This is a genomic window from Enterococcus sp. DIV1639a (assembly GCF_050530445.1).
In the GTDB taxonomy this organism is placed as follows: domain Bacteria; phylum Bacillota; class Bacilli; order Lactobacillales; family Enterococcaceae; genus Enterococcus_B; species Enterococcus_B hirae.
The window spans coordinates 543,379-568,519 of record NZ_CP172886.1 but is presented as its reverse complement, the minus strand read 5'-3'; the positions used below and the strand labels follow the sequence as shown (position 1 = coordinate 568,519).

22 protein-coding genes, 2 pseudogenes and 1 other annotated feature are annotated in these 25,141 nt (G+C 34.9%); of the genes and pseudogenes, 4 read left to right on the top strand and 20 right to left on the bottom strand.

Translation table 11 applies throughout. The features are described 5' to 3' along the window. Positions 1–72 precede the first annotated feature (72 nt). From IGJ32_RS02620 to tnpA, 3 genes and pseudogenes are all read right to left on the bottom strand, one after another. Entirely contained in the window at positions 73–1,665 is a 1,593-nt protein-coding gene (locus IGJ32_RS02620) for a hypothetical protein (protein ID WP_373169190.1), read from the bottom strand. Between the two features lie 204 nt (positions 1,666–1,869). Beyond that, a pseudogene (locus IGJ32_RS02615) lies at positions 1,870–2,040 on the bottom strand (helix-turn-helix domain-containing protein); the annotation flags it as partial. A 408-nt stretch (positions 2,041–2,448) separates the two neighbouring features. Further along, the gene (gene tnpA / locus IGJ32_RS02610) at positions 2,449–2,916 is read right to left on the bottom strand and encodes an IS200/IS605 family transposase (RefSeq protein ID WP_342081620.1); all 468 of its coding nucleotides are present in this window, start codon (positions 2,914–2,916) and stop codon (positions 2,449–2,451) included. A 296-nt stretch (positions 2,917–3,212) separates the two neighbouring features. On the opposite strand from tnpA, the pseudogene IGJ32_RS02605 reads away from it, so the two are divergent. Continuing rightward, positions 3,213–4,386, top strand: a pseudogene (locus tag IGJ32_RS02605) (ISL3 family transposase). 270 nt (positions 4,387–4,656) lie between these two features. Here IGJ32_RS02605 and IGJ32_RS02600 read toward each other — a convergent pair. After that, a complete protein-coding gene (locus tag IGJ32_RS02600; protein ID WP_342081621.1) occupies positions 4,657–6,693 on the bottom strand; it encodes a hypothetical protein in 2,037 nt (678 codons plus the stop codon). Positions 6,694–7,128: 435 nt separating this feature from the next. Here IGJ32_RS02600 and IGJ32_RS02595 point away from each other — a divergent pair, with 435 nt between their 5' ends. From IGJ32_RS02595 to IGJ32_RS02585, 3 genes are all read left to right on the top strand, one after another. Then, positions 7,129–7,329 (top strand): hypothetical protein, encoded by a 201-nt coding sequence (locus IGJ32_RS02595; RefSeq protein ID WP_342081622.1) that lies wholly within the window; start codon positions 7,129–7,131, stop codon positions 7,327–7,329. A 185-nt stretch (positions 7,330–7,514) separates the two neighbouring features. Further along, positions 7,515–7,919 (top strand): phage integrase central domain-containing protein, encoded by a 405-nt coding sequence (locus IGJ32_RS02590; protein WP_342081623.1) that lies wholly within the window; start codon positions 7,515–7,517, stop codon positions 7,917–7,919. After that, positions 7,916–8,530, top strand: coding sequence for a site-specific integrase (locus tag IGJ32_RS02585; protein WP_342081624.1), 615 nt, complete (start codon positions 7,916–7,918; stop codon positions 8,528–8,530). The genes IGJ32_RS02590 and IGJ32_RS02585 overlap by 4 nt, the downstream gene beginning before the upstream one ends. Positions 8,531–8,829: 299 nt before the next feature. Here the strand turns inward: IGJ32_RS02585 and IGJ32_RS02580 are convergent, their stop codons facing one another. From IGJ32_RS02580 to IGJ32_RS02505, 16 genes are all read right to left on the bottom strand, one after another. Next, positions 8,830–9,468 (bottom strand): hypothetical protein, encoded by a 639-nt coding sequence (locus tag IGJ32_RS02580; protein WP_342081625.1) that lies wholly within the window; start codon positions 9,466–9,468, stop codon positions 8,830–8,832. Positions 9,469–9,485: 17 nt separating this feature from the next. Further along, the gene (locus IGJ32_RS02575; protein ID WP_342081626.1) at positions 9,486–9,935 is read right to left on the bottom strand and encodes a TIR domain-containing protein; all 450 of its coding nucleotides are present in this window, start codon (positions 9,933–9,935) and stop codon (positions 9,486–9,488) included. A gap of 6 nt (positions 9,936–9,941) precedes the next feature. After that, a complete protein-coding gene (locus IGJ32_RS02570) occupies positions 9,942–10,934 on the bottom strand; it encodes a thymidylate synthase (RefSeq protein WP_342081627.1) in 993 nt (330 codons plus the stop codon). Continuing rightward, positions 10,931–12,589: a nucleotide kinase domain-containing protein gene (locus IGJ32_RS02565; RefSeq protein ID WP_342081628.1), complete on the bottom strand. Its 1,659-nt coding sequence runs from the start codon at positions 12,587–12,589 to the stop codon at positions 10,931–10,933. The genes IGJ32_RS02570 and IGJ32_RS02565 overlap by 4 nt, the downstream gene beginning before the upstream one ends. A 340-nt stretch (positions 12,590–12,929) precedes the next feature. After that, positions 12,930–13,157, bottom strand: a complete 228-nt coding sequence (locus IGJ32_RS02560; protein WP_342081630.1) for a hypothetical protein — start codon at positions 13,155–13,157, stop codon at positions 12,930–12,932. A 1,388-nt stretch (positions 13,158–14,545) separates the two neighbouring features. Next, positions 14,546–15,937 (bottom strand): Fe-S cluster assembly protein SufB, encoded by a 1,392-nt coding sequence (gene sufB / locus IGJ32_RS02555; RefSeq protein ID WP_342081631.1) that lies wholly within the window; start codon positions 15,935–15,937, stop codon positions 14,546–14,548. 4 nt (positions 15,938–15,941) lie between these two features. Further along, the gene (gene sufU, locus IGJ32_RS02550; RefSeq protein ID WP_010738384.1) at positions 15,942–16,412 is read right to left on the bottom strand and encodes a Fe-S cluster assembly sulfur transfer protein SufU; all 471 of its coding nucleotides are present in this window, start codon (positions 16,410–16,412) and stop codon (positions 15,942–15,944) included. Continuing rightward, entirely contained in the window at positions 16,399–17,634 is a 1,236-nt protein-coding gene (locus IGJ32_RS02545; RefSeq protein WP_178306164.1) for a cysteine desulfurase, read from the bottom strand. The genes sufU and IGJ32_RS02545 overlap by 14 nt, the downstream gene beginning before the upstream one ends. Beyond that, entirely contained in the window at positions 17,631–18,920 is a 1,290-nt protein-coding gene (gene sufD / locus IGJ32_RS02540; protein ID WP_373169191.1) for a Fe-S cluster assembly protein SufD, read from the bottom strand. Before sufD ends, IGJ32_RS02545 begins: the two co-directional genes overlap by 4 nt. Before the next feature lie 13 nt (positions 18,921–18,933). Continuing rightward, complete coding sequence (gene sufC, locus IGJ32_RS02535) at positions 18,934–19,707, bottom strand: Fe-S cluster assembly ATPase SufC (RefSeq protein WP_010738387.1); 774 nt, start codon at positions 19,705–19,707, stop codon at positions 18,934–18,936. 456 nt (positions 19,708–20,163) lie between these two features. Further along, entirely contained in the window at positions 20,164–21,012 is an 849-nt protein-coding gene (locus IGJ32_RS02530) for a MetQ/NlpA family ABC transporter substrate-binding protein (RefSeq protein ID WP_010738388.1), read from the bottom strand. Between the two features lie 23 nt (positions 21,013–21,035). Continuing rightward, positions 21,036–21,722 carry a methionine ABC transporter permease gene (locus IGJ32_RS02525; protein ID WP_010719980.1) on the bottom strand — a complete coding sequence of 229 codons (687 nt, stop codon included), beginning with the start codon at positions 21,720–21,722 and terminating at the stop codon, positions 21,036–21,038. Further along, positions 21,715–22,749 (bottom strand): methionine ABC transporter ATP-binding protein, encoded by a 1,035-nt coding sequence (locus IGJ32_RS02520; RefSeq protein ID WP_160231934.1) that lies wholly within the window; start codon positions 22,747–22,749, stop codon positions 21,715–21,717. Before IGJ32_RS02520 ends, IGJ32_RS02525 begins: the two co-directional genes overlap by 8 nt. Before the next feature lie 76 nt (positions 22,750–22,825). After that, positions 22,826–23,095, bottom strand: a binding site (T-box leader). Positions 23,096–23,183: 88 nt separating this feature from the next. Next, positions 23,184–23,522 carry a glycine cleavage system protein H gene (locus IGJ32_RS02515; protein ID WP_010738390.1) on the bottom strand — a complete coding sequence of 113 codons (339 nt, stop codon included), beginning with the start codon at positions 23,520–23,522 and terminating at the stop codon, positions 23,184–23,186. Between the two features lies 1 nt (position 23,523). Then, positions 23,524–23,880, bottom strand: a complete 357-nt coding sequence (locus tag IGJ32_RS02510; RefSeq protein WP_010719983.1) for an arsenate reductase family protein — start codon at positions 23,878–23,880, stop codon at positions 23,524–23,526. A gap of 5 nt (positions 23,881–23,885) precedes the next feature. Beyond that, a complete protein-coding gene (locus IGJ32_RS02505) occupies positions 23,886–25,082 on the bottom strand; it encodes an FtsW/RodA/SpoVE family cell cycle protein (protein ID WP_010719984.1) in 1,197 nt (398 codons plus the stop codon). Between the last annotated feature and the right edge of the window lie 59 nt (positions 25,083–25,141).

Here is a 25,141-nt window from a genome sequence, read left to right as displayed (position 1 = left end):
ATTTTTTTGAAAACGATAAAAATGTAAAATAGTTTACTCTAACAGACCCATCTATATACCGAGTTTCACTTATTACTCTTCGGATTTAGGGAAAATATTTGTAATTATTCCCTCTTTTTTTTGCGGATTTTCTTTAGAGATGATTTCAAACTTTATTTCAAACTCGTTGCCAATTTCTTTAAAAAGTAATGGCACTGGAAAGCTAATGCTAGTATATTGTTTGAGTTCTTCAAAATGGTATTTTTGAATAATATATTCACCATCTTCAAACTCTTCATAACTTTGCAAGATTTCTTGCTGATCAAAATAATCTTCAACTAAATCCTCATACTTGGCTTGATTGGAAAAGCCAGGTAGTATTGGCGGTTGAAATGAAGATGCAATTGGATTGTACACAGTATAATTATAAGAATTGACTTCAACAGAACTTATATCCCCAAAAAATTTCTTAATAAAATCATTGTCATTAATTAGTTTAATAATACTCTCCTTTGGTGCCTTCGTGTCCTTAAAGTGGACATAGGAGTATTTAGAAAACTTCAATTTAACTGTAATATCTGATTCAAATATTGTTCCCTGATTAGATAAAGCTAATCTAATCATGTTAATATCAGAAAATTGCGTGGAATAATCAGACCAATCCAAATACTCACAAATTTTAAAATATAAGTTTCCGACTAAAGATTGTTTCTTTTTTTCTTTTTCCGAACCGCTAAAAGAAACACTTGTCCCACCGCTAAAAACAGATACCGCAGTTAAATTTTTCTCTTTGGAAAGACCTCCAACCTCAAAAAAGTTATCATTTAAATCAATACATTGATCTTTCGAAAAATCATTGATCGTAGTAATGTAATATTCTGGATATTCATAAGGTTGCTTTTCGTATAATCTAGACAAAGATAATATCATAGCCTGTTTACTCGTATCCATAGATTCATTATCTTGTTCAGTGATTTCCGGTTCAATATAAATATTTTGAATTTTCTCAATAAGCGCTATTGCTTCATTTTTCTTAATTTCAATCGCATTAGAAAAAATTGAAGTTATTTTATCACTAACCAAATAATTTACAATTTTTTTATTTTTAATTCCTGAAATAGCTATATTAGATTTATTTTTAGTTGTTAATTCTAACCTATTTTTTTCCGATTTCTGAGATTGAATAAAGTATAAGTTCAAATCTGTAGTAATGATGCTTTTAAATTCTTCTAAATTATCATACTGCTTATAGTATACAGTTTTCATTTCCTGAATTTTTTTCTCAAATGATTGTACTCGAGAAAATTGTTCAGTATCTAATTCTTTAGGAGGAATTGGGGCATTGGAAAAATATAAAAAAACTTGTTTACCTGCATTAATTGCTTCTTGTAACTCTTCTGCTGTACCAGATTCATATTTTTCTGTAGGCGTTCCCATCCTTCCCCAAAATATACAAATAATCATATCCGATTCGTAAATAAATTGCCTATTTAATAATTCTTGTGCAGTTCCTCCTGATTGTGCATATGAATCTGTTGCCCAATGTTTTAAGTTTAAGTTGATATCTAGATTTATACCAATTGTCCTATTAAAATCATTGATCACAGATTCAATTACTGCTTTTTCAATTTCTACATCTGTGGGGCAAGATAAAACAATATCATAGGTCTTAGTATCTCTTGGCATCTCGAACCTCCAGTAATAAATTTTTACCAATTCAATTATAGGTATCTCCTAATTTAAAACTCCAAACTACTTATTATACCAGCCTCTTCACATGTGAGAGTTAGGTATAATAAAAAAATCTTAATATAATTACTTGCCTCTAGTCATTTAACAATGTTTCATAATCTAACTGCAAAGCATATTTATTCATCTAAGTTGTTCCTACCGTCCTCCCTCGATTTTCACCAGAGTCTCTCTAGTAATATCAATATCATTAAGCTGTAACAACTTAACCAACTCAGTTTTCCCGATCCCTTTGTCTTTCCTAATTCGCTTTATATTGCTATCGATTACATTATTAGAATCAATTATCTTTTCCTCTTTCAAGATTAACACACCTCATGGACTAAAATAAGTCCTTTTTCTTGTTAATCTTAGAGAGAAATCATGATACAATGGGACTAGTTCTAGTCCATAAAATGGTCACTTATGAATAATTCAAATACTATGATTTTAAAAAAAAGTGCAGTATCTTAAAGCCGTCATCATCAAATTTATTTTAGATCTTTTAATAGCAAAACTATTTACTTATCGAGGCACTTTTCTTGGCACAGTGTTTCTGAATTATTTTGCTTTCAGATTGTTGTACTTTTCATTGAGGATTGCGAAAAACTATCTTATCACTGTAATTCTATTATTAGGAATATGTGTAGCAATTATGCTGACTAATGAGTATTTCCACAATAGATATTCTGTAGAAGCGAGTAATTTGTTTTATATTTTCTTTGCTTTATTTCCGTTTATCTATGACCTACTCTTCATACTTTGGATATCAACTTCTTCAAACAATGTAAGCTGATCTGCTACGTGGTCTTCTCGTAATTGATTACGAATATATTCTGCGATTTTTTTCTTGTTTCGTCCTACTGTGTCCACATAATATCCTCTACACCAAAACTTTCTATTTCCATAACGATATTTGAGTTCTGCCTGTCTATCAAAAATCATTAAACTACTTTTTCCTTTTAGGTAACCTAAAAATTGAGAGACACTTATTTTTGGTGGGATACTGACTAACATATGTATATGATCTGAACAAGCATTTGCTTCTAAAATTTCAACACCCTTTCTTTCGCATAATTCACGTATAATCTCTCCAATACTTGCTTTGTATTTGCCATAAATGATTTGGCGGCGATATTTCGGAGCGAATACTATATGATACTTACATTTCCAAACAGTGTGTGATAAACTTTTTGTAGCCTTTTTCATAAAAAGGTACCTCCTAAATTTTTTGATGTGGTGGTCGGGAAACCTACTTCATCTTGTCAGTTTAGGAGGCTTTTTTTTATACCTCGCTGGAAGCTTTCCGGAACCACCTGCATAGCAGATGGTTTTCAAAACACACAACAAAAAAGCTAGAAACACCTCAAAAAGGTATTTCGGCTCTATACTTTTTGATGTTGGTGAATTTCACTAACATCTTTTTTATGATGTAAAAACATAGAAAAGACACCCTGAAATCCTTTAGAATTAATTTGACGAACCAATTCATAGGAGGATTCAAGATGTCTTATACTCAGCTTATCAAAGATACCCTAAATATTCTAGAACTAAATATCTATTTCGAGGAAAATTGTTTAACCAAAGTAAGATATAAAGTGATTTACAAAGGTACTCTTCAATACACGCCCGAAGAATGTCCACATTATCTTTGTGTCGTCCCCTCTAAGATCATTCGTAGCGGATACCTCTGTCGCTGAGAAACACTGTTTTATTAGTCAAAAAGTTCGTTGGTCTGTCGTTACTCGCCTAAAAGAGAATACTTCGCTGACGGAAATCGCTCGTCAAAAAAATATTTCCACTTCTTCAGTTTATCGTGTCATGAAGAGATTCTACCGCCCATCGAACCCATTCAAACAAACTTTGCCTAAGCTCTTCTGCTTTGATGAATTCAAATCGGTTCGAAGTGTCGCAAGTGCCATGAGTTTTATTATGATGGACGGACAAAAGCACGAACTACTAGACATTGTCTCAAACCGACGATTGCCTTATTTAGAACTCTATTTTTTTCGATTGTCCTTAGCGACTCGAAAAGCTGTTGAATTCATTGTTATTGATATGTATGCGCCTTATGTTTCATTGGTTAAAAAGCTTTTCCCAAATGCGCAGTTGATTATTGATCGTTTCCATATTGTCCAACATATAGGAAGAACTTTTTTAAACCACCGAGTGAAAGAAACCAATGCACGACTTAAAAGTACTTCTCAATACCAACGTGGGCTTGGTAAAACAATGAAACGTTATTGTAAACTCCTACGAAAAGAAGAGGCAAAGTTGAACGATGAAAAACGGGTTTGGCGTGCCAGTTTTAAAGATTATTTAACTGAAAGTGAGATTATCGATCGACTGTTAGCCACTTGTCCCAACCTGCGACAAGGCTATCAGTTATACCAAGATTTTCTTTATGTAGTAAAGAAAAGAGATCATTCACTATTTGAGGACGGCTTATCCAGAGAAGTCAGCCAGCTACCTTAAACTTATGTGACAACTGTGCAAGCATTTAAAAGGTTTCTGCCACAGATCCAAAACGCCCTCCGCTACAGTTATTCAAACGGACCACTAGAATGTTTAAACAACCATATCAAAGTATTAAAACGCAATGCTTATGTGTTTCGAAACTTTTATCATTTCAAACGACAGATCATGATTCGGCACGGTAAAACTATTTTAACCAAATAAAAAGAACAGAAAGAAGTTTTTCTTCTTTCTGCCCAAATTATTCTAAGATTTCTCTTTACCAACATCATTTGACAAAGAGCCAAAAAAATTCTGCATGCTTTTAACTAGGGTACTGCTTCCTACTATTAAAATATCTACTTCGCATCTCAATACTGATATAAAAATATTGTTTAAGAGTACATATTCTACAAAATAGAAATTAGGATTTTGAGGTTGCGGACTTTTATTAATATATCTCTCTTAGAATTTATTAACTTATGACTCTTTCTTTTATTTTTCATTCACTGTATCTTCATGATTGTTTTTTTGGATTTCCTCATTAAGAATAAGCTCGTCATTAATTTTAATTAAATAGATTACTAAAATTATTAAAGAATACAAATAGTCCGTATAATTATCATCCACAACTGAGCCATGAAGGTACTTGTTTCTCAAAGCAAGTGCATTATCAAATTCTGAGTTGTTCAGAATATAATTTAAGAAATCAGTTTCTGGTTTTGAAAATAGTGTATTTTCAAAAGTTAGTACTTCTTCTGTAATCATTTCATCGATTTCATATTGTTGTAGTTTCAGTATCATTGAATTATCTAAAGCATGATAATAATGAATAACTCCAAATTTATAAATATTAGAAAAAATTGCTATCCTTGTTAGTTGCTTAACTGTAATATATAAAAAACCATCTTCATCAATAGAAATTATGTTTTTCTCAATTAGAAAATCAATGTCTTGATGTTGAAAATTGAGAAGATCACTCTTGTTAATGTTATTCTTAAGCATAAGAATGAAAAAATTCTCATCCGTCAAGTCTTCGTTGATATATGTTATTCTCGACTGGTCTGAAAACAACAGATTTAGAAATCTCAGAACATCTTTATTCTTACGGTTTGCATAGATATATTTTTTATCTAGAAAGCTTTTCAAAGTAGCAATTCTAGGAGTAGTTTCCAGTTCAAATAAATCCTTATCAATCTCATTTTCTTCTACTAATAGGTTCCATTGTTTTCTTATATGTTCTTCCACGGTAAATAGATTTTTGGTTTGAATACTCATTTTTTCATCTTGTTTTGCGAAATCCAAACTCAACCAATTCACTTGAAAATTTTTTACACTATATTCTGTAAAGAAATAGTCTATCAAGTCTTCAACTCGTGTATCAAGTTCTTTTTTTAGGAAAGTTTCAATTACTTGAAAACTTAATAGTAATAACCTATTTTTAATAGAAAATGAATGACTTATTTCATAATGTTTTTGCGACTTCATTCCAAGTAATCTTTCAAAGACAGAAGCTTCATAATTAGGAAAAGTACATAAATTTAAAATCCGATTACTCGTAAAAAAACCTTCTAGACACATTAGATAATTTAATAAAGTTTCAGGTTCTTTATTATCTTTGAGCCAGTCTGTCTCAATCAAAGCTTTAACTGTTGATATTTCATTATCATAATCTTCTTTCTTTGTATGAACTACAATTTTTTGACTAAAACCGCTGTTCACAAAAGTGCCATCTTCATTATAAAAGAGCTTCTTTTCAATTTCTTCATTTTTCTTTTTTGCTTTTAGTTTTAGCTTTCCGTCAATATTTAGTTCCTTTATCCCTTGGATTCCTTGTTCAATAAGTATAAGATAATTACCATTAGAAAAATCACTATCGATATAATCTAAACAAAATTGATACATTTCTTCCTTAGTAATATTTTCGGGAATATGATATTTTGTTTTGTTCCCAGCAAAATCACTAGTATAGTTATTTAGTAACAATTCGATATTATTTGAATTTTTCAGAAATAAATTTTTCATCAGTTGAGGGTAATTTTGAATAAAGTAGTTTGTTTTTAATAATATATGGATTGGTAGTTCTGTATCTTGAAGTACTTCCCCTAAACTATCTTCATCAAGTTTTTCAGCCAAATTATATTTTTCAAAGCATTCTAAATAATCTTCTCTATATTGTAATACATAATCTTTTTCACTATCACGATCTAGAGTCCCACCTTTTATTTTTTTGTCTATTTCCTCTAAGGTTTCTATATTTTTTGGATCAAACATATATTTAAAATCATTAATAATATCTTCTTTAGTTTCATTCTTAAAAAAAGGAGGAACTATCTGATATATTTTGGCTTTAGCATCTTTTACTTGTTGTTCAGAAAGTTCTTGAGGATAGTTCTTATTTATAAAAAACTTCAATATATTATGAAATTCAAGAATATCTATCAAATCATAATCTGTTTCTAAATTAATGCTGTTGGCTAATTCTATAAGTCTTTCCATATTCAAAAAATAAGGGGATTTTACTTTTTTCATTTTTACACCTCTAAGATATTTATATTTTTCAACTTTCATTGATTGATCTTTCAAACTAATTATATCAGGTTATATCAACAAAAAAAAAACAGAACTTGCTTTTTGAACAAGTCCTGTAAGTTTAATCGTAAAGTTTCTCAAGTTCTTCTATTTAAATAATTTTCAAAAAATGTTGTTTATCAACCCACTCAAAACTATTAATTAATGTAGCACCAAAACGATCTTTGACAATTGAATACAACATTTTTAGATACGTGTAAATGTCACCTGAGCTATTTGTCCAGATACGCCATGAAGGAAATTCTCTGAGCGAATCCTATCTGAATGACACTTTCCTGACTTTGGTCGTTAGGATGCCATGACTGTGACATTTTCTAATGATACTCACACTCAACTTGTGTTCTGCTGCTAACTACAGGAGAAGGTGAAATTACTATGAAAATTCCTGAAAAAACACCTCCGATTCTCGGCAGATATGTTAATCAACAAACATTAATGCAGGAGCTTCACATCAGCTTCTCTACCTTAAAAATTCTTCGTTTGCATGGACTAAAGGTCATTGTTATTGGTAGACAACATTTATATGATCTTGAAGATTTGAAACAAATTTTAAACCAATTAAAAGACAATACTTAATTTTGGAAGTTTAAAAACGCTGACTTGAAAACTTACTAGAGATAAAAAATATCCTATGAATTAGGAAAGAAGATTTACATTATCTGTTTCTTTTGAACAATACACGAAATATAATCAGAAACTTTGGAGACTTAAACGTTATTTTGAAAGAAATGTGATTGGCGAAGAAACTCGGACAACTAGAAGTGGGTTTAAAACAAAACAGATGCTCAAAAGTTTATCATCAATTACAATTCGACTTTGATAAAAACTTTTTAAAAATGAGTGGCAACATTACCTTTAAAGATCTTTACGAAGAATTCATTGAACAATATAGCTTGAAAGTGAAGTCTTCTACTATCGTGATAACAAGAAGAATTATTGAAGATCATGGATTGGAATACTTTGGTGATAAAATGCTTAAAGATATTTCAGCACGATTTTGTGCTCAAGTCAATCGACGTTGGATCAGAGATGGATATAAGCAAGCCTATCACTTTCGTCGAGCGGTTGCTCAGATTTTGCAGTATGGCGTACAACAGGAACTTATTCATGAAAATCCAGTGCGGAAAACTGAACCAATTAAACGTCAAAAAATTGATGAACATTGACTGTTTATACACCAAAAGAGTTAGCTATTTTTCTAGACTCCTGTAAAAAACATGGCAACATGAAAATTGAGACTCACTTTCGTGTTCTATCTTATACAGGTGCTAGAAAATCAGAAATCTTAGTATTAGAATGGACTGATATTAACTTTGAATCAAAAAAGTTAACCATTAGTAAAACTTTGGCTGAAATTGAAAGTGATCCTAATACGAAGACAACTACAGTTGCCTGTCAAAGCGCAAAAACAAACACAGCGAACAGAACCATCTCCATTGATTCTGAAACAATGCGAATGTTGGAAGAATGGAGGATTAGACAACAGTTTAAATTCACGATCATTGGCTTCAAAGCTGCCAATATACATCAGATTATTTTTCCAAATAAGTTCAACAGATTCTGCCATCCCGGACAAGTCAATGATTGGTACGACATGATTTTTACAAAATACAAACTAAACAAGCAAATCACTTTTACTAAATTCAGTAAAAACGATGTCTCTCTTTGCACAATGACGGATATGAACTTAGAGGTTATTATGTATCGCGTTGGTCATAAAGATTCTAAGCTGACTCGTCTAGTCTACAACTGTTTCTATCCTGAACGAAAAGAATGAAGCGCAGATCAATTTGCTCAGTTCATTGAGAAAGAGCAGTATTTGTTTTGATGAATCAAATTGATGGTAGTTTCACACTTCAAAAAAATAACGCTAGAATCGTTTTTATATCAACGTTTCTAGCGCTAAATTTGGTTTTACCCCACAGACCCTTCCAGCAAAGGGATAGTGTTTTCTACAAATTCTAACAGCTTCTGAATGTTGGTAGATCAACATTCGCTGCTTTGAGCGATGCCATGAAATTCTGATAATTTTTCGTGATTGGTCCTAGTTTGGGTGTTAGTTTTTTTATAAAAAAATTAGAAACTACTTCGACCATCATATCTATGAAATCCTGATTCAAATTTTTCAGGATGCCCTATCCACTGATATCCTTCCAAACTATATATCCATTCAACAAAATTATCAATAAATTTTTGATTATTATGATCATGTATATTTCGGTAACCTCTTCCAACATTTTTTAAAGTACTTAATGATTCCGGAATCTCAATTGCATCTTTTCCAAAGTACCAAAATTTTTTTGAGATTAGAACTTTTTCACCTCGGGTGTCTCGTTCCAAATTTAGAAGATTTTCCTTTCCATTTTCTAAACTATGATGAGAATCGACTTGAATTATATAACCATTTTCATCAGTATAGTATATATTATCACCGTACTTTAGTTGTGTGCTTCCATTCATCACTGGTTTTTTATTTTGAAATCGAATATCGTTCCAGTAATCATCAAAAGTCAATATTTCTTCAACTTGCATAGCATATATCATTTTCCCTTTGTAAATACTTTCTTTTCTAGAAGAACCCATGCCAACTATCCAATCTCCAACATTCGCATGTTTCCTAAGGGTAGGCTTACACGTAGCCAAAGTACAAAAACCATGGAATGGATTTGGAGCGAATCCATAATCTCTGGTTACAACATAATACGATAATTTCATTCATTTTCCCCCACGTATTAGCAACTTGATCTATCAATATTGTATTTAGGAAAAGGTTCTCCAGTCGAAGTTTCCCAAATAGGGTTAGATCCGTTAATAGCTTCTCCTGCTTTATCCATTCCAACTGCAGCATATCCGAAATTTTTACTGCTCTCTGGTAATGAACCTGCTTCATCCAAGTATACGAAAATAACTTTTTTACCTAACATACTTGCTTTTTCTATGCACCAATCAATCCATTTAACTTCAGCAGTATTTTTCCCTACTAATACCACAACAAGATCAGACCATTTTGCATTTTTTTCAATAACTTTTTTCATTTGATCTGAAATATTACTGTTTGAAGAGAATAGTCTATACACTTCATCACTGTTACGAAAAGTATGTTCAACGCCTAAAGTCCTTGGCAACTGATTGATACCTTTTCTATCTTCTCTGCTATATGCTACAAAAATTTTATTTCCCATCTTCTCTTATCTCCTTTTTTCTCGGCTCCAATTTTCCCAAAGTTTTACATACAACTCATTTGAGCAATTAGATAAAATGTGCTCACATATTTCACTATATCCAAGTTTATCAGCTACATAAGAACTTATAATGCGCATCATATTACAGTATCCTTCTTCTGGTTGATTTAGCTCAGAAAGTTCTAGTAACTTTTCCTTACTTAGATTTTTTTGAGTAAGAAGTTTCATATTATCAAAAATTTGTGAAATTAATTTATCTGATTTTTCTTTTGTTACTCTTAAGTCATCTGTATTTTTCACAGGTAGAGGAATCTGTGCACCAACTTTTTCTTTATCTCTATCATACAAATGTAAACTATCACTAAAGTGACAATATGATCCAACTTCCAAGCCTAACCATCCAGCCATTATTTCTTGAATACTTGTAAACTGAACAAAATTATATGGTAATCCAAGTAAGAGATCATTGCTTCTCATAATCTGAGTCCACTCCAACGTTCCATTTCTCACTTTTAATAGGGAACAGACATTACACGGGATATCCTCAGCCCTGGGTTGTCCATCAGAATCTGGGAAGTCTCTATCAGGGTTCCATATAGAAATTACTGTTTGTCTGCTTTCTGGATTATTTTTTAGTGCCTCATACGCGCTATTCAACTGATCAAAACCATAGGATTTCCTAATTCTTTCGCCATATGCTCCATAATAAGTATCTCCCATACCAGCGTACTGTTTCAACGCAGGATTCCAATAATTAATAACCTTTGAATCATTGCTACCAGCCAGTATCCAAATCACTTCTGCTAAAGCAAATCCAATGCTTATTGCAGGTACTCGACTAGATACCCATCTTTGTTTCGGATTATCAACTTGCATAATTACATGTAAAAGTTCGGCTGTCTCACCAGTACGACTTTTCACACTATTATGAGTCTTTTTCAATTCTTTTTCTGCTTGAATCCACACATCATCTACCGTCTTCCCTTGATAAGAATTCACCGATCTATCCTCTCCCTTTTTATACTTTCATTAATCCCCCATTTAGGTGGAAAAAAGTATTCAATATTTTCTCTATTACTAGCTCTAAAAATTTGTTTAATACGAGTATTTTTCCCATGGTTATATTCTGGATGTTTCACTCGAGTATATTTATCAGTTTCACAAAATATATTCTGACAATCAATCAATTGTAATTTTCGTCCCCATAAATTTGAAAAATCAAGGTTTAACCTACTTATTTCTTTTTCCTGTTTATCTGCCATCCACTTAATGACATCTTCATAGGTATACTTACCTCGAGACTCGAAACACTTGTCAATACCTCTCTTGGCGCCCGGTCCTGCTATCACGAAAGACATCTCATCAAAATCACAAATTGGGCTATAATTTATATCAATTGCTAGTTGAAAAGCAAGAAAGCTTCCCAAAGTCGGGTAGTTTAACAGTAAATGATACAACTCTTCCAAAGAATTACATTCTTTGATTTTATTTAACAAATTATCCTTTAACATATATTCTAATAATTTAAGGTTATTTTGATGTTTTTTAGAATGGTTAAAAGAACTAACTCCCGATGGCATAATATATGCTGCGGAGTATATTTTCTTATTTTGCTCCAATTCATCTAGAAAGATTTTATTATAGACGTCAAATGAGTATGTTTTGTATGAAACTTTACCTAATTTTTCTTCTAAAGTTTCCCAAGTTTCAATCTTATTGAACAATTTAAATAGCAATATTCTAAACAAAATATCCTCTTCATCATGTGCCTGTCCAGTTTGGTATATAACATTTCTAATTAGATACTGACTTACTCTATCTGAAGCTCTATACACATTGGTAAATTTGTATTTACTCAAGATATAATCCTGTGACCAAGGAAAATTTTCATTGTTAAGTCGAGCAAAAAAAATCTTCTGCCTTTCTGCAGTAAATTTCCAATATTCTGAGTAGATTGGTGATTTAATTAAAGTAGAAGATGTATGAATTTTTTTAATTGCCTTACTTTTTCGGGGAGCAATATCACCAAAGAGATCCATCTGCAACCCTTTACATTTTTTCGAAATCTCATTCACAATTTTATTCGAAGTCTGCATTATCGTAGAATCATTACTTATATTATGAACCAAATATTCTTGGGAGTTACTTACAATTTTTCTATATTCATCTAGTAATCGTTTCTTTTCATCGGTAATAACTTGTTCAGACGGCTTCCTCTCCAAATAGAATACCTTGTTTATGTGTATATTCTCCCAATATTTAAGCTCTGGGATTAACAAGTTATTTAATTCTTCTTTGTCAATCCCAGAAACTACACCATAGCAAAAGGTCGACCACCAAAATCTATCCAATAAAATTAATTTCCCATTCTTCAAATCTGGAATAAGTTTCTTTTGAAGTAACTCAATATGAGCAGCAATGTGTAAAATTTGTAAGCTGATAGGATTGAGCTCCTCTTTAAAATACTTGCCTTGTTCATGATGTATATCGTAGACAAGTCCACCTAAAGTTCCCTCTTCATTGCCAGGAAAACTGTATTTAGAAATATCATAGCCCTTTAGTTCTAGCTTCTCTGAAACTTTATCCATTACTGTTGACTTACCAACGTTGTCAATTCCTTCAAAAATATAAATTTGACCACCATTTTCATTCAAAATAGTTACTCCTTCTTCAATACTAACTTCATTTTTTAATAGTCAGGCCTAGTGTTTTACTTCAAATCCATTTTCACTCCAACGCCAGCAGAGTTTACTAAATAATTTTTTTCTAGGCCATAAAATTTTTCTATAATCTCATTGGGCAAAAAAACACCATATTTCCTAAATATCTCGATTGATAATATCATTATCTACTAAAAGATCCAGTGATTGCTTTAATGCCACTGGTCGCATAGCTTGCTTAGTATCATTATATGGTTCATTTCTTCTCCATTTCCTTGTACACATCTTTTTCTAATTCTTCAGGATCGTTGTTCCCATTATCTAAAATCCAATGTTATAGCTCATGAGCTAAACTAAATTGTTCCCTATAGAATGAATAATCGTCTCCTTCAATCATAACAATATAGTATTCACGACCATTTATATTTGCACTTCCGCCTGAAGCATCGACTTTATTATAATCATTTTTTACGACCGAAATAACAAACCCTTTCTCTTCTATTAATCTCATAATATCGACAATTGGTGTATCCTTTAATCCCCAGTTTTTACGGAGATCCAAAGTAATTGACTCTACATCATCTAAATCTGAAATATTCTGGCTTTCTATAAGCTCTGGAAAAGAAATAAATGTTTCAAAATAATCTCGAATTATTGCAGCATATTTTTATCTTTTTGTCCAAAAAAGCCTTGACATTCCAATCGCTTTCCCCTAATTTATTATCTAGTTTATTATATATAAGTCCACTTATAAAAAATTTTTTTACAAGCATATGATATAAGATACTCATTGTAATTCTTACTTTTATAGATTCGAACTATATCACAGAAAATATCACACTTCGACTAAGATAAGAAAAATTCCTATCAATTAATTTGTGATATATCTTGTAATCAAAAACTTATTTTCTTATTCCATTATTTCTCATAAAAACCATTTTTTCAATATATAAAACAACCAAACCTAAATTTAGATTGCATAACTACATCGTCTCAAATAAAAATAATCTGGAGAAATGCTCCTATTCAACACCAACCAAGATCCCTCACCTTCCTTCAAGTCATACTTATACAGTATCAACTCACTGTCATTCATATATCCAGACGGACTATCTGGTTCACTATACAAAAAAATTTCTCTGTAAGATGTTGCGATGAGAACAAACGTTGTCAAAGCATCTTCTCTTTTCTGTGTATGAGTATATAAAATTACATTCAAACTTGTAGAAAGTTCTTGCCCTATTTGTTTTTCATTTAATTCCCATAATTGTAGATCATAACCAATAACTTTTTGAACTGAAATAATTGGTCTACCCACATCAATAATATTATCTAATAAAATACCTACAGCATAAATCTTCGTATATTTATAACACTTCCAGCACGTCTGCTATTCTTCAACAATTTAAAAAAACTTTGATGATGACATCTCCGTCAATTTACTCTTTGACCTTTATATAATCTTTTTGCTTTTCACCATACCACTTTTTTCATTTAAATCCCACTTAGCACCGAATTGTTTAGCCGACTCTTTTTATTCAAACGAGATAGTTAAATATAACAAGCGACTTCCTATTTTGGTTGCGCTTTCATTTATAATACCATATATTTTTAACTATATTGTCCTTTTTTAGTGTTTCAAAATTAAAGTTTTAGAAATTTATTCAAATATTTATAGAAAATACGTTTTTTATATAATTTTGGGGAAAATTATATAATAACGCTCTATAATTTATGGGACTGATTCTGTAGTTCCATTTTCATTTTATCTATTAAAAAATATATCGTTCTCTAGTATGATTAAATCACCACAATATAAAAACCTAGACAGAATGAACTTCATTCTGATCCAGATTTGTTCTTACACAACTCATCAATCCTTTTTGACAGAGAGTCACAAAAAAAGCCAGAAACACCTTCAAATAGGCATTCCTAGCTTAATCAATTCATTTACCCCACAGACCCTTCCATCTCATAACTGATCAAACGGTTGAGTTCGACTGCGTATTCCATTGGGAGTTCTTTGGTGAATGGTTCGACGAAGCCCATGACGATCATTTCGGTGGCTTCGGATTCGGTTAGGCCTCGGCTCATAAGATAATAGAGTTGTTCTTCTGAGATTTTTGAGACTTTGGCTTCGTGTTCCAAAGAGACTTGGCTGTTGTGGATCTCGTTGAATGGGATCGTATCGGATTTTGAGTATTCGTCCATGATGATCGTGTCGCATTCAATGTGAGAGATGGAACCAGCGCTGTTTTTAGCGAAGGTTACTTGTCCTCGATAATTGACTTCGCCACCGTTTTTTGAGATCGATTTGGAGACGATGGAGCTTGAAGTGTTTGGTGCGTTATGGATCATTTTCGCCCCAGTATCTTGGATTTGGTTTGCGCCAGCAAATGCGATGGAAAGCATTGTGCCACGCGCACCTTTGCCGTCTAGGTAAACACTTGGATATTTCATCGTTGTTTTAGCTCCTAGGTTGCCGTCGATCCATTCGACTGTGGCTCCTTCGTAAGCTTTGGCTCTTTTGGTGACTAAATTATAGACATTGTCTGACCAGTTTTGGATCGTGGTATAGCGACAATAGGCGTCTTTTCGGGTGAAGATTTCAACGATCGCTGCATGAAGACTGTTACTTGAATACGTTGGTGCTGTACAGCCTTCGACATAATGGATGCTGGCTCCTTCGTCAACGATGATCAATGTTCGTTCAAATTGTCCGGTATTTTCGGCATTGATCCTAAAGTACGTTTGTAATGGAACGTCGACTTTTACTCCTTTAGGTACATAAATAAATGTACCTCCTGACCAAACAGCTGAATTTAAAGCAGCAAGTTTGTTGTCAGTGGGTGGGACTAATTTGGAAAAGTATTCTTTGAATAACTCAGGATATTCTTTCAATGCAGAATCAGTATCGGTGAAGACGATCCCTAATTTTTCAAATTCATCTTTCATGTTGTGGTAAACGACTTCTGATTCATATTGAGCAGAAGCACCTGCGAGGTATGCTCGTTCTGCTTCAGGAATCCCGATTTTTTCAAAGGTTTCTTTGATTTTATCAGGTACATCTTCCCAATCTCGGGCGGGTTTATCACTTGGTTTTTGGTAATATTTTATGGCATTGAAGTCGATGTCTGACAGGTCTGGTCCCCACTTTTGCATGGGCATTTTATTGAATGTTTCCAAGGATTTCAAACGAAATTCTAACATCCATTCAGGTTCACCTTTGATTCGAGACATTTCTCGAACGACTTCTTCTGTTAAGCCTTCTCCTGTACTGAAAACTGGTTCCACATCATCGTGAAAACCAAATTTATATTCTTCTAATTCTGGTACACCCATGTTCTCACTCCTCTTCCTGATGCACATGATGGAAGGTTGCAGTGCCGTTTTCTTCCATTGCTTTTTCTAAGGCTTTCCAGCCTAATGTGGCACATTTGATTCTTGCGGGAAATTTGGCTACGCCACTGAGCATTGCTGCATCGCCTAATTGGTCGATGGCTTTGACATCTTTTCCTTGGACTAATTGCGAGAAATCAGTGATCAATTGTTGTGCTTCTTCAACAGATTTTCCCATGACAGCATCGGTCATCATGGATGCACTGGCTGTACTGATGGAACAACCGTTACCGTTGAATGCGATATTCTTGATGATTCCTTCTTTGACTTCGACTTGTAATTCGATGACATCGCCACAGGTCGGATTATTCAGTTCGATTCGACTGGTTGATTCAGTCAACGTACCTCGATGATGAGGATGCGAAGAATGATCAAGTATGACCTGACGATAGAGATTATCTAGTTTAGAGAGTGCCATGTTGGAAAAACTCCTTCGTTGCAAGAATTGCTTCGACTAAACGATCTGCATCTTGTTTCGTATTATAAAAATAAAAGCTTGCTCGTGCGGTCGCTGAGACTTCTAAATAGTTCAATAAAGGTTGGGCACAATGATGACCTGCACGAACAGCGACACCTTCCATATCTAAAGCAGTGGCTACATCATGAGGATGCAAGCCATCTAGATTAAAGGCGATGACCCCTGTACGAGTAGCGGGATCTTGTGGACCATAAATGGTCAACCCATCGATTTGTTGTAGTTTAGGTAAGACATAGGCAATTAATTCTTTTTCATGATCATGGATATTGTCCAACCCAACATTTTCGAGATAATCAATTGCTTGACCTAGTGCGATGGCTCCAGCGATATTAGGTGTGCCGGCTTCGAATTTCCATGGAAGTTCTTTCCAAGTACTATCGTACAAGTCGACAAAGTCGATCATTTCGCCACCAAATTCGACTGGTTCCATTTGTTCTAACCATTTTCGTTTGCCATATAAGACTCCGATCCCAGTCGGTCCACACATTTTGTGTCCGCTAAACGCAAAGAAATCACAGTCTAATTCTTGGACGTTGATTGGCATATGAGGAGCGGATTGTGCGCCATCTACAACTAGTACCCCACCTTGCTCATGGACAAGTTTTCCTAGTTCTTTGACGGGATTGATCACACCTAAGACATTTGAAACATGAGCAATCGATACGATTTTTGTTTTGTTAGTGATCAATTGTTTTGCTTGTGCCATGTCTAAAAATCCGTCGGTAGTCAAGTCAATATATTTTAATGTTGCTCCTGTCTTTTTGGCTAATTGTTGCCAAGGAATGACATTGGAATGGTGTTCCATGTAAGAAAGTAAGATTTCATCCCCTGCTTGCAGAAACTGTTCACCAAAGCTGCGAGCGACCCAGTTCAAACTCGTGGTGGTGCCACGAGTAAATAGGACTTCAGCAGTTTCAGCTGCATGGATAAACTTTCTGACCTTTTCCCGAGCGCCTTCGTAGGCAAATGTTGCTCGTTCGGCTAAGGTATGGACTCCTCGATGCACATTGGCATTATCTTGTTCGTAGTATTTTTTTATTGCTTCAATTACTGCTGTTGGCTTTTGCGTAGTGGCTGCATTGTCTAAATAAACGAGCGGTTCATCATTGACTTCTTGAAATAATATTGGAAAATCTTCGCGAATGGTTTCTTTCAGAATCATACATTCAACTTCCCTTCAATAACCTCCACTAACTCTTTTCGGACTGCTTCTACTGGAATTGCTGTTAACACAGAGCCAAGGAATCCTCGAATAACCAATCGTTCTGCTTCTTCTTTATGAAGACCACGGCTCATCAAATAATACATTTCTTCAGGATCGACCCGACCAACACTGGCAGCATGTCCTGCAGTGACTTCATTCTCATCAATAAGTAAGATCGGATTGGCATCTCCTCTTGCTTTATCTGAAAGCATCAATACTCGACTTTCTTGTTGGGCATCGGCTCCTTTTGCGCCTTTTAAGATATGTCCGATCCCGTTGAAAGTCAACGTCCCTTTTTCTCGGATCACACCATGTTGTAAGATATGTCCGATCGTATGAGGCGCTTTGTTCGTGACACGCGTATCAATTCCTTGGATTTGTTTTCCTGAGCTAATGGCAACGATTTTCACTTCTGCATGGGCGCCTTCGCCAACTAAATCAGAATCAAAATCAGCAATCACGTGTCCATCATTCATCACGCCGATTGCCCAATCTACAGAAGCATCACGTAAAATATGACCTCGGCGGTTGATATAAGAAGTAATATTTTCTCCTAATTGATCGACAGCTGAATATTTGATTTTTGCTCCAGCTTTAGCGATTACTTCGACAATGACATTACCAGAAGCTTTTTGGATTTTCTCTTTAGTCGTTTGGAATCGTTCCAAGTAAGAGAACTCACTATGTTCCTCTGCGACGATCAAGACATGTTTAAAGAAATGCTGTGCTAACTTGCCATCTTGGATGAATAAGCTTTCAATTGGCTCATTGATGACAACATTTTTAGGAACATATAAAAACAACCCGCTGTTCATGAAAGCAGCATGTAAAGCGGTCAATTGATCTTCATCCATTTTCACTGCTTTTTCCATATAGTATGGTTTGATTAAATCTGGATGCTCTTGGAGCGCTGTGAAGATATCTGTAAAGATTACGCCTTTTTCCATGAGTTCCACTGGTAATTGTTCAAAGATCGTATTTGTTCCTTCCTGCACCAACACAGGGTTATCTTTCATTACGTCAAACCCAGCTACATTTCCTGTCTCACTAAAGTGGTCTGTGAACTCATGGATATCGAATAATGGCCAGCGATGAAATTTTACACGATCGATCTGAGGAAGTGGTAATTGATTGGCTTTTTCTAACGCTGCTTGACGTAATTGGGTCATCCATTCAGGTTCCCCTTTGCTTAAAGAAAAATTGGTAACTGCGTCAAGTTGGTCGAGCCAGTTCGTTTCTTTCATTTTCCGCTCCTCCTTACGCTTCTTCTTCTTTATAGTCGATTCCTAGTTCTTTGCTGATGCCAGCATACCCTTCTGCTTCAAGTCGTTTCGCTAGATCTGCATTCCCAGTCATCACGACACGTCCTTCCATCATGATGTGGACGACATCAGGAGTGATATAATTCAATAATCGTTGGTAGTGGGTGATGATCAATGCGCCAAAGTTTTCGCTACGCATTTCATTGACCCCTTTTGCTACGACTTTCAATGCATCGATATCTAACCCAGAATCAATTTCATCTAAAATGGCAAAAGTTGGTTCTAACATCAATAATTGTAAGATTTCATTTCGTTTCTTTTCGCCACCAGAAAAGCCTTCATTCAAGTAACGTTCGGCCATTTCTTCTGGCATATTTAACAGCGCCATTTTTTCATCTAATTTTTTCAAGAAAGTCAAAACAGACATTTTATCGTCTTCATCACGTTTAGCATTGATCGCTGCACGCATAAATTCTGCATTCGTGATCCCAGGAATTTCGCTTGGGTATTGCATCGCTAAAAATAATCCTAGACGTGCCCGTTCATCGACCTCTAAATCTAAGATATTTTTTCCGTCAAATAAGATCTCGCCTTCAGTGACTTCATAGTTTGGATTCCCCATAATAGCGGCTGACAGCGTCGATTTCCCTGTTCCATTTGGTCCCATAATGGCATGGATCTCGCCTGTTTTCATCGTTAAGTTTACGCCTTTAAGAATTTCTTTCTCTTCAATTGAGACGTGTAAATTTTTTATTTCTAAGACAGACATGCAAATTCCCTCCAGATTCTGTTTCGTTCTCACTTATTTTAGACTAATTGAGAATAGAGCGCAATGTTATAACCCACTAAAATCAAAACTTTTTTCACGAGTTATCATTAAATTAATATTACTAGATAATAATATTTATAAAGAAACTTCTATTTTTAGCATTCATAGATCACTGGTTATGTTGATTTGTTTTATGTAAAACGATAGGTGAACGTTGGCTTGCAGAATGATGTCAGTACGCATCTCTTGATTACCGCTTACCTGTTCTTAATAAATGCTTCTTGAAAAATGCCATAATAAAGAGAGTTCTCTATTGGTTACATAGCTAATTTATTCACTATTCACTCTACAAAAAAACATCAAAGCTAGTAAAATCAACTAACTTTGATGTTTTTGATGACTTGATTATTTTTTAGATGAACATTTGATTTTGTTCAACTCTATTTTTTGAAGTGCTTATTTAGCATCAGCTGCGACAGGTTTGACTGAACCGCCCCATTTGTCTTCGATCCATTTTTGGACGTCTTCACGGTGTAAGACTTCAAGTAATTTTTTGATTTTTTCGCTATTTTCATCACCTTTACGTGTGGCAATGATATTCACATATGGTGAGTTGTCTTCTTCTAATAAGACAGAATCTTTCAATGGATTCAAACCAGCACCATAAGCAAAGTTTGCATTGATCGCTACTAAGTCACCTTCATCATTTTGATAAGTAGAAGCTAATAAAGAAGGATCAATCGAATGATTGAATTTTAAGTTTTTAGGGTTTTCAGCGATGTCATCAAACGTAGCTGTTTCTAGATCTACGCCATCTTTTACCTTAACTAAGCCAGCATTTTGTAAAATAGTGATGATTCGTCCCCAGTCAGATTCTGAATTTGAAGTAATCACTGTTGCGCCGTCTTTTAAATCAGCAATGTCTTTGATTTTCTTTGAGTACAAGCCCATTGGTTCAATATGGACAGCACCCGCATTGACAAAATCATAGCCTTTTTCTTTGATTTCTTTATTTAGATAAGGAATATGTTGAAAATAATTGGCATCGATATCGCCTTCTGCTAAAGATTGATTTGGTAAAATGTAGTCATCGAATTTCACGATCTCTAAATTAATGCCTTCGTCTTTCAATAGCGGTTGGACGTGTTCCAAGATTTCTGCATGAGGTGTTGGTGATGCGCCTACTTTTAAAGTTGTATCGTCACTTTTTGATGAAGCACCTTTACTATCGCTATTATTGCCACAAGCTGCTAACCCTACAGTCAGCAAGACCGCTGCTGCAAATCCAAAAATTTTCTTTTTCATATCCTTTATCCTCCTATTTCTTCTTATCTTTTATCTGTTTTCTTTGTTAAAAAGTCCCCGATTCCTTGAACAATAAATACAATGACTAGTATCACTAACGTTGCCACAAATGTCACGGTCAGATTACCACGTTGGTAACCTTCTTGCCAAGCAAGACCTCCCAAACCACCAGCTCCGATCGCACCCGCCATCGCAGTAAAGCCGATCATTGATATGGTAGTAACTGTCAATCCGGAGATCAGTGCAGGCACGCTTTCTGGTATCAAGACTTTCCAAATGATTTCCCAGTAGCTGGCACCCATCGCATCCGCCGCTTCTAAAACTCCAGGACTAACTTCACGAAAAGCAATTTCAACTAGACGAGCATAAAATGGGGCAGCTGAAAGTACCAAGGCAGGAATAGCAGCTTGCGCCCCTAACATGGTTCCGACGATTGCTTTCGTGAATGGAATGATCAAGACCATCAAGATCATAAATGGTGTAGATCGAAAGATATTACTAATAATCGAAACAATGCCATAAATGATTCGTGCATAAGGTTTATTTTTTCGTCCAATCGAATACAGGATCAAACCTAGGACTAAACCAATGATGGTCACTAATACCATGGACACCAACGTCATATAAAGCGTATCGATGAATGCTTGTTTCATCGTTTCCATGTTGATTTGACTAAAATCTAAATACGTTTCTGCAAAGCTTTTATCCACGGTGGATCACCTCCACTCCAACACCTTGTTCTTTAATAAACCGCTCTGCTTGATCCAATTCGTTCTCTGACCCAGTCATCAGTGTCGTTAAGGAACCAAAAGAACCTTCTGCTGTTTGTTTGATTTTACCGTAAACGACATTGATGTCGACGTTATACTGACGAATGGCTTGAGAGATGACTGGCTCGTTAGCATTTTTTTCGTTGAACACTAATGTCACTAATCGACCTTTTGGATTTTCTTTGATCAATTCAGCCAATAATTCTTTTGAGTCTGCTTCTGGTTCGATATCTTGTTGCACGAAACGTTTTGTTACTTCTTGTTTTGGATTTTTGAAGACTGTCAAAACATCGCCTTCTTCCACAACTTTTCCTCGTTCCATCACAGCTACCTTGTTACAGATTTTACGAATCACGTTCATTTCGTGCGTGATCAATACGATCGTTAAATGTAATTTCTTATTGATAGCTAATAAAAGATCCAATACTTCTTCAGTGGTTTGTGGATCTAGCGCACTGGTTGCTTCGTCACAAAGTAAGATCTCAGGTTCATTGGCCAACGCTCGAGCTATCCCAACTCTTTGTTTTTGTCCTCCTGAAAGTTGTGAAGGATAGGCATTTCCTCTACCCTCTAATCCGACTAATCCAAGCAATTCTTCTGCCCGTTCTTTACGTTGGGCTTTAGGTACGCCTGCTAATTCTAATGGTAGTTGGATATTTTCTAAAACCGTCCGTGACCATAACAAATTGAAATGTTGGAAAATCATACCGATTTTTTTACGAAATGTTCTCAGTTCTTTATTTTTTAGTTTGGTAATCTCTTGGTCATTCACAACAACCGTTCCGCTAGTAGGTAGCTCTAATCCGTTCAATAAACGGACAAGTGTACTTTTACCTGCTCCAGAATAGCCAACGATGCCGTAAATATCACCCTTTTCAACAGTTAATGAAACATCATTTACCGCTTGGATCGTTCCATTTCTGCCACCAAATGTTTTCTCAACATTGGTTAATTGGATCAATGACATATCGCTCACATCTTTCTTTTATTTTTTACATGGAGATCAAGTAGGAAACAAAAAAGCTTCCGCCCCCTTGCTTTAGCAAAAGGACGAAAGCTGAAACTTCCGTGTTACCACCTTGATTTGCTGCTATCTCACAATAACAACCTTTACCAGTACTTGGGTCATCGTTCTTTCATCATAATCATGCCCGTATACCGTTGTGCTGTAACGGGCACCCCCGTAGTAAGTTTGCAAGGCTCACCTACTCTGCTCTAAGACCATCTTCCATCTCATTTCCGTTACCCTTTTTCAGCAATCAGGGCTCTCTTTGAACGTCTGTGACATGTACTCTTCTTTTCAAAGCTTTATTTATGATTGTTCTGATTATAGCAGTTGGAAAATAACGTGTCAACATTTTACCGGTTACTTCTTTAAAATTTTCTGAAAATTGCTAACTCTTATAATTTCTCAAATTCTGTTGGATCGACTTCTTTAAAGCTTAAAAGCCAAGCATTCATTTCATCTTGATCATTTAAGACATTGATATCTTCATTGATTTTTTCATTCACGGAAGAAACCGTACCGCTTAACGGGCTAGCAAATTCACTGACCGCTTTTTCAGCTTCCACTTCGATCAAAGGCTCCCCGATTTGATAAGACTGACCAGCTTTTGGCAAATTGGCAAATGTGATATCACCTAATTCTTTTTGTGCTTCATTAGTTAAACCGACACAATATTCTTTCCCATTAAATAAGATCCAAAGGTTATCTTTTTTCTTCAAGTGTTTCCCAGCCATTTTATATCAATACTCCTTCGTATATTTTTTCATTAAAACCGATTGCGACGAGTTGTTTGCCTTTGACGATCAGGGGACGTTTGATCAACATCCCATCACTTGAAAGAATGCGACTAGCTTCATTGATCGAAAAATCAGCCACTTGGTCTTTTAGCCCCATTTCCCGATACTTCATGCCACTAGTATTGAACAGACGACGTAATGGAATCTCATTATGTTCCAACCAGTCTGTGATCATTTCTTCCGATGGTGGACTAGCAATCATATCAATTACTTGATAATCAACATGATGCGCATCCAACCAAGCTTTCGCTTTTTTGCAAGTGGAACATTTCGGATACCAATAAAAACGATACAACAGTGTTACCTCCTAGAAGTTTTCGCAGGCGCCTCATTTTGATACCTCATGGATAATATCAAACCGATACCGATCATATTTCCAAGGATCGATGACCCACCTTGACTAATGAATGGTAGGGGAATCCCTGTTAATGGTAAGAGTCCAATATTAGCACCAATATTTTCAAATACATGGAACAAGAGCATCATGATCAAGCCGCTGGCGATATAAGCATAAAATTCATTGTTCGTGTCAAAGCAGACACGAATCATACGATAAATCAAAATAAAATACAAGAAGATGACGAATGCGCCACCGATAAACCCAAAATTCTCACCAATCACGGTGAAAATCATATCTGATTCACGAACAGGTACATAGATATTACTTACATTAAATCCTTTACCTAATAATCCACCAGTTCCTATTGCGAGCAACCCTTGTGCTGGCTGATAGCTCATCCCAGTCGTGTCATGGAATGGATCAAGCCAAGAATCGATACGAGCAAACTGGTAAGATTTAAACCCGATTTTATATAATAAATCTCTTCCGCCTTCTGTGGTAACTAAAAAGATCGTCCCAGCACCGACAATCACTGCCAAAGCAATTACGGGCACGATAATGCGCCAAGAGATACCAGACATTAAGAAAACTCCACCAAAAATTGCTAAGAATACCAGCATGGTCCCAAAATCATCTTGTGCCATAATCAAGGCTAAAACCGGGAGCGTCACAATCAACATCTTGGCGATCAACCAAAAATCTGATTTGAGCGTTCGTTCCTTCATCTGAGTATTATGTTTTGTCACGATCAGCGCCATCATTAAAATATAAGCAATTTTCATTAACTCTGCTGGCTGAAACGTCAAGGAACCAAAACTAAACCAGTTTTTGGAACCGGTCGACTGGGCGAGGTTGCGGTCATAAAACTTTAACAAGAGTCCCATTACAATTAGACCAAAACCATAGAGATAAGGTGTTAATTTCCAGATCCATTTGGAATTCAAATGCATAATCACGACAATAGCAATTGAGCCCACGATATACCAAATCGCTTGCATCCCAACACCTCTTACTACCGAAGGGTGGTTAGGATCATGACTCAGCGCGACATATAAAGAAAGCAATCCAATCAAACATAATAAGAAGACTGGTAATATGACGCCATAATCAATGCGATTATCACGATTATTATTAGAAGCTTTTATTTTTTTTTCCATGTTTCATCCCTTTTCTTAAAAACCATACTGTTCTATATTATAGCTGTCTAGCGGCATAA

Coding starts and splice junctions, on each gene's coding strand:
- sufB (WP_342081631.1), bottom strand. CDS start 15,937: ATGGGTGTACCAGAATTAGAAGAATATAAATTTGGTTTTCACGATGAT.
- sufD (WP_373169191.1), bottom strand. CDS start 18,920: ATGAAAGAAACGAACTGGCTCGACCAACTTGACGCAGTTACCAATTTT.
- IGJ32_RS02545 (WP_178306164.1), bottom strand. CDS start 17,634: ATGATTCTGAAAGAAACCATTCGCGAAGATTTTCCAATATTATTTCAA.
- IGJ32_RS02620 (WP_373169190.1), bottom strand. CDS start 1,665: ATGCCAAGAGATACTAAGACCTATGATATTGTTTTATCTTGCCCCACA.
- IGJ32_RS02580 (WP_342081625.1), bottom strand. CDS start 9,468: ATGAAATTATCGTATTATGTTGTAACCAGAGATTATGGATTCGCTCCA.
- IGJ32_RS02515 (WP_010738390.1), bottom strand. CDS start 23,522: ATGGCTGGGAAACACTTGAAGAAAAAAGATAACCTTTGGATCTTATTT.
- IGJ32_RS02575 (WP_342081626.1), bottom strand. CDS start 9,935: ATGGGAAATAAAATTTTTGTAGCATATAGCAGAGAAGATAGAAAAGGT.
- IGJ32_RS02600 (WP_342081621.1), bottom strand. CDS start 6,693: ATGAAAAAAGTAAAATCCCCTTATTTTTTGAATATGGAAAGACTTATA.
- IGJ32_RS02530 (WP_010738388.1), bottom strand. CDS start 21,012: ATGAAAAAGAAAATTTTTGGATTTGCAGCAGCGGTCTTGCTGACTGTA.
- sufU (WP_010738384.1), bottom strand. CDS start 16,412: ATGGCACTCTCTAAACTAGATAATCTCTATCGTCAGGTCATACTTGAT.
- sufC (WP_010738387.1), bottom strand. CDS start 19,707: ATGTCTGTCTTAGAAATAAAAAATTTACACGTCTCAATTGAAGAGAAA.
- IGJ32_RS02595 (WP_342081622.1), top strand. CDS start 7,129: ATGAAAATTCCTGAAAAAACACCTCCGATTCTCGGCAGATATGTTAAT.
- IGJ32_RS02520 (WP_160231934.1), bottom strand. CDS start 22,749: ATGTCATTGATCCAATTAACCAATGTTGAGAAAACATTTGGTGGCAGA.
- tnpA (WP_342081620.1), bottom strand. CDS start 2,916: ATGAAAAAGGCTACAAAAAGTTTATCACACACTGTTTGGAAATGTAAG.
- IGJ32_RS02505 (WP_010719984.1), bottom strand. CDS start 25,082: ATGGAAAAAAAAATAAAAGCTTCTAATAATAATCGTGATAATCGCATT.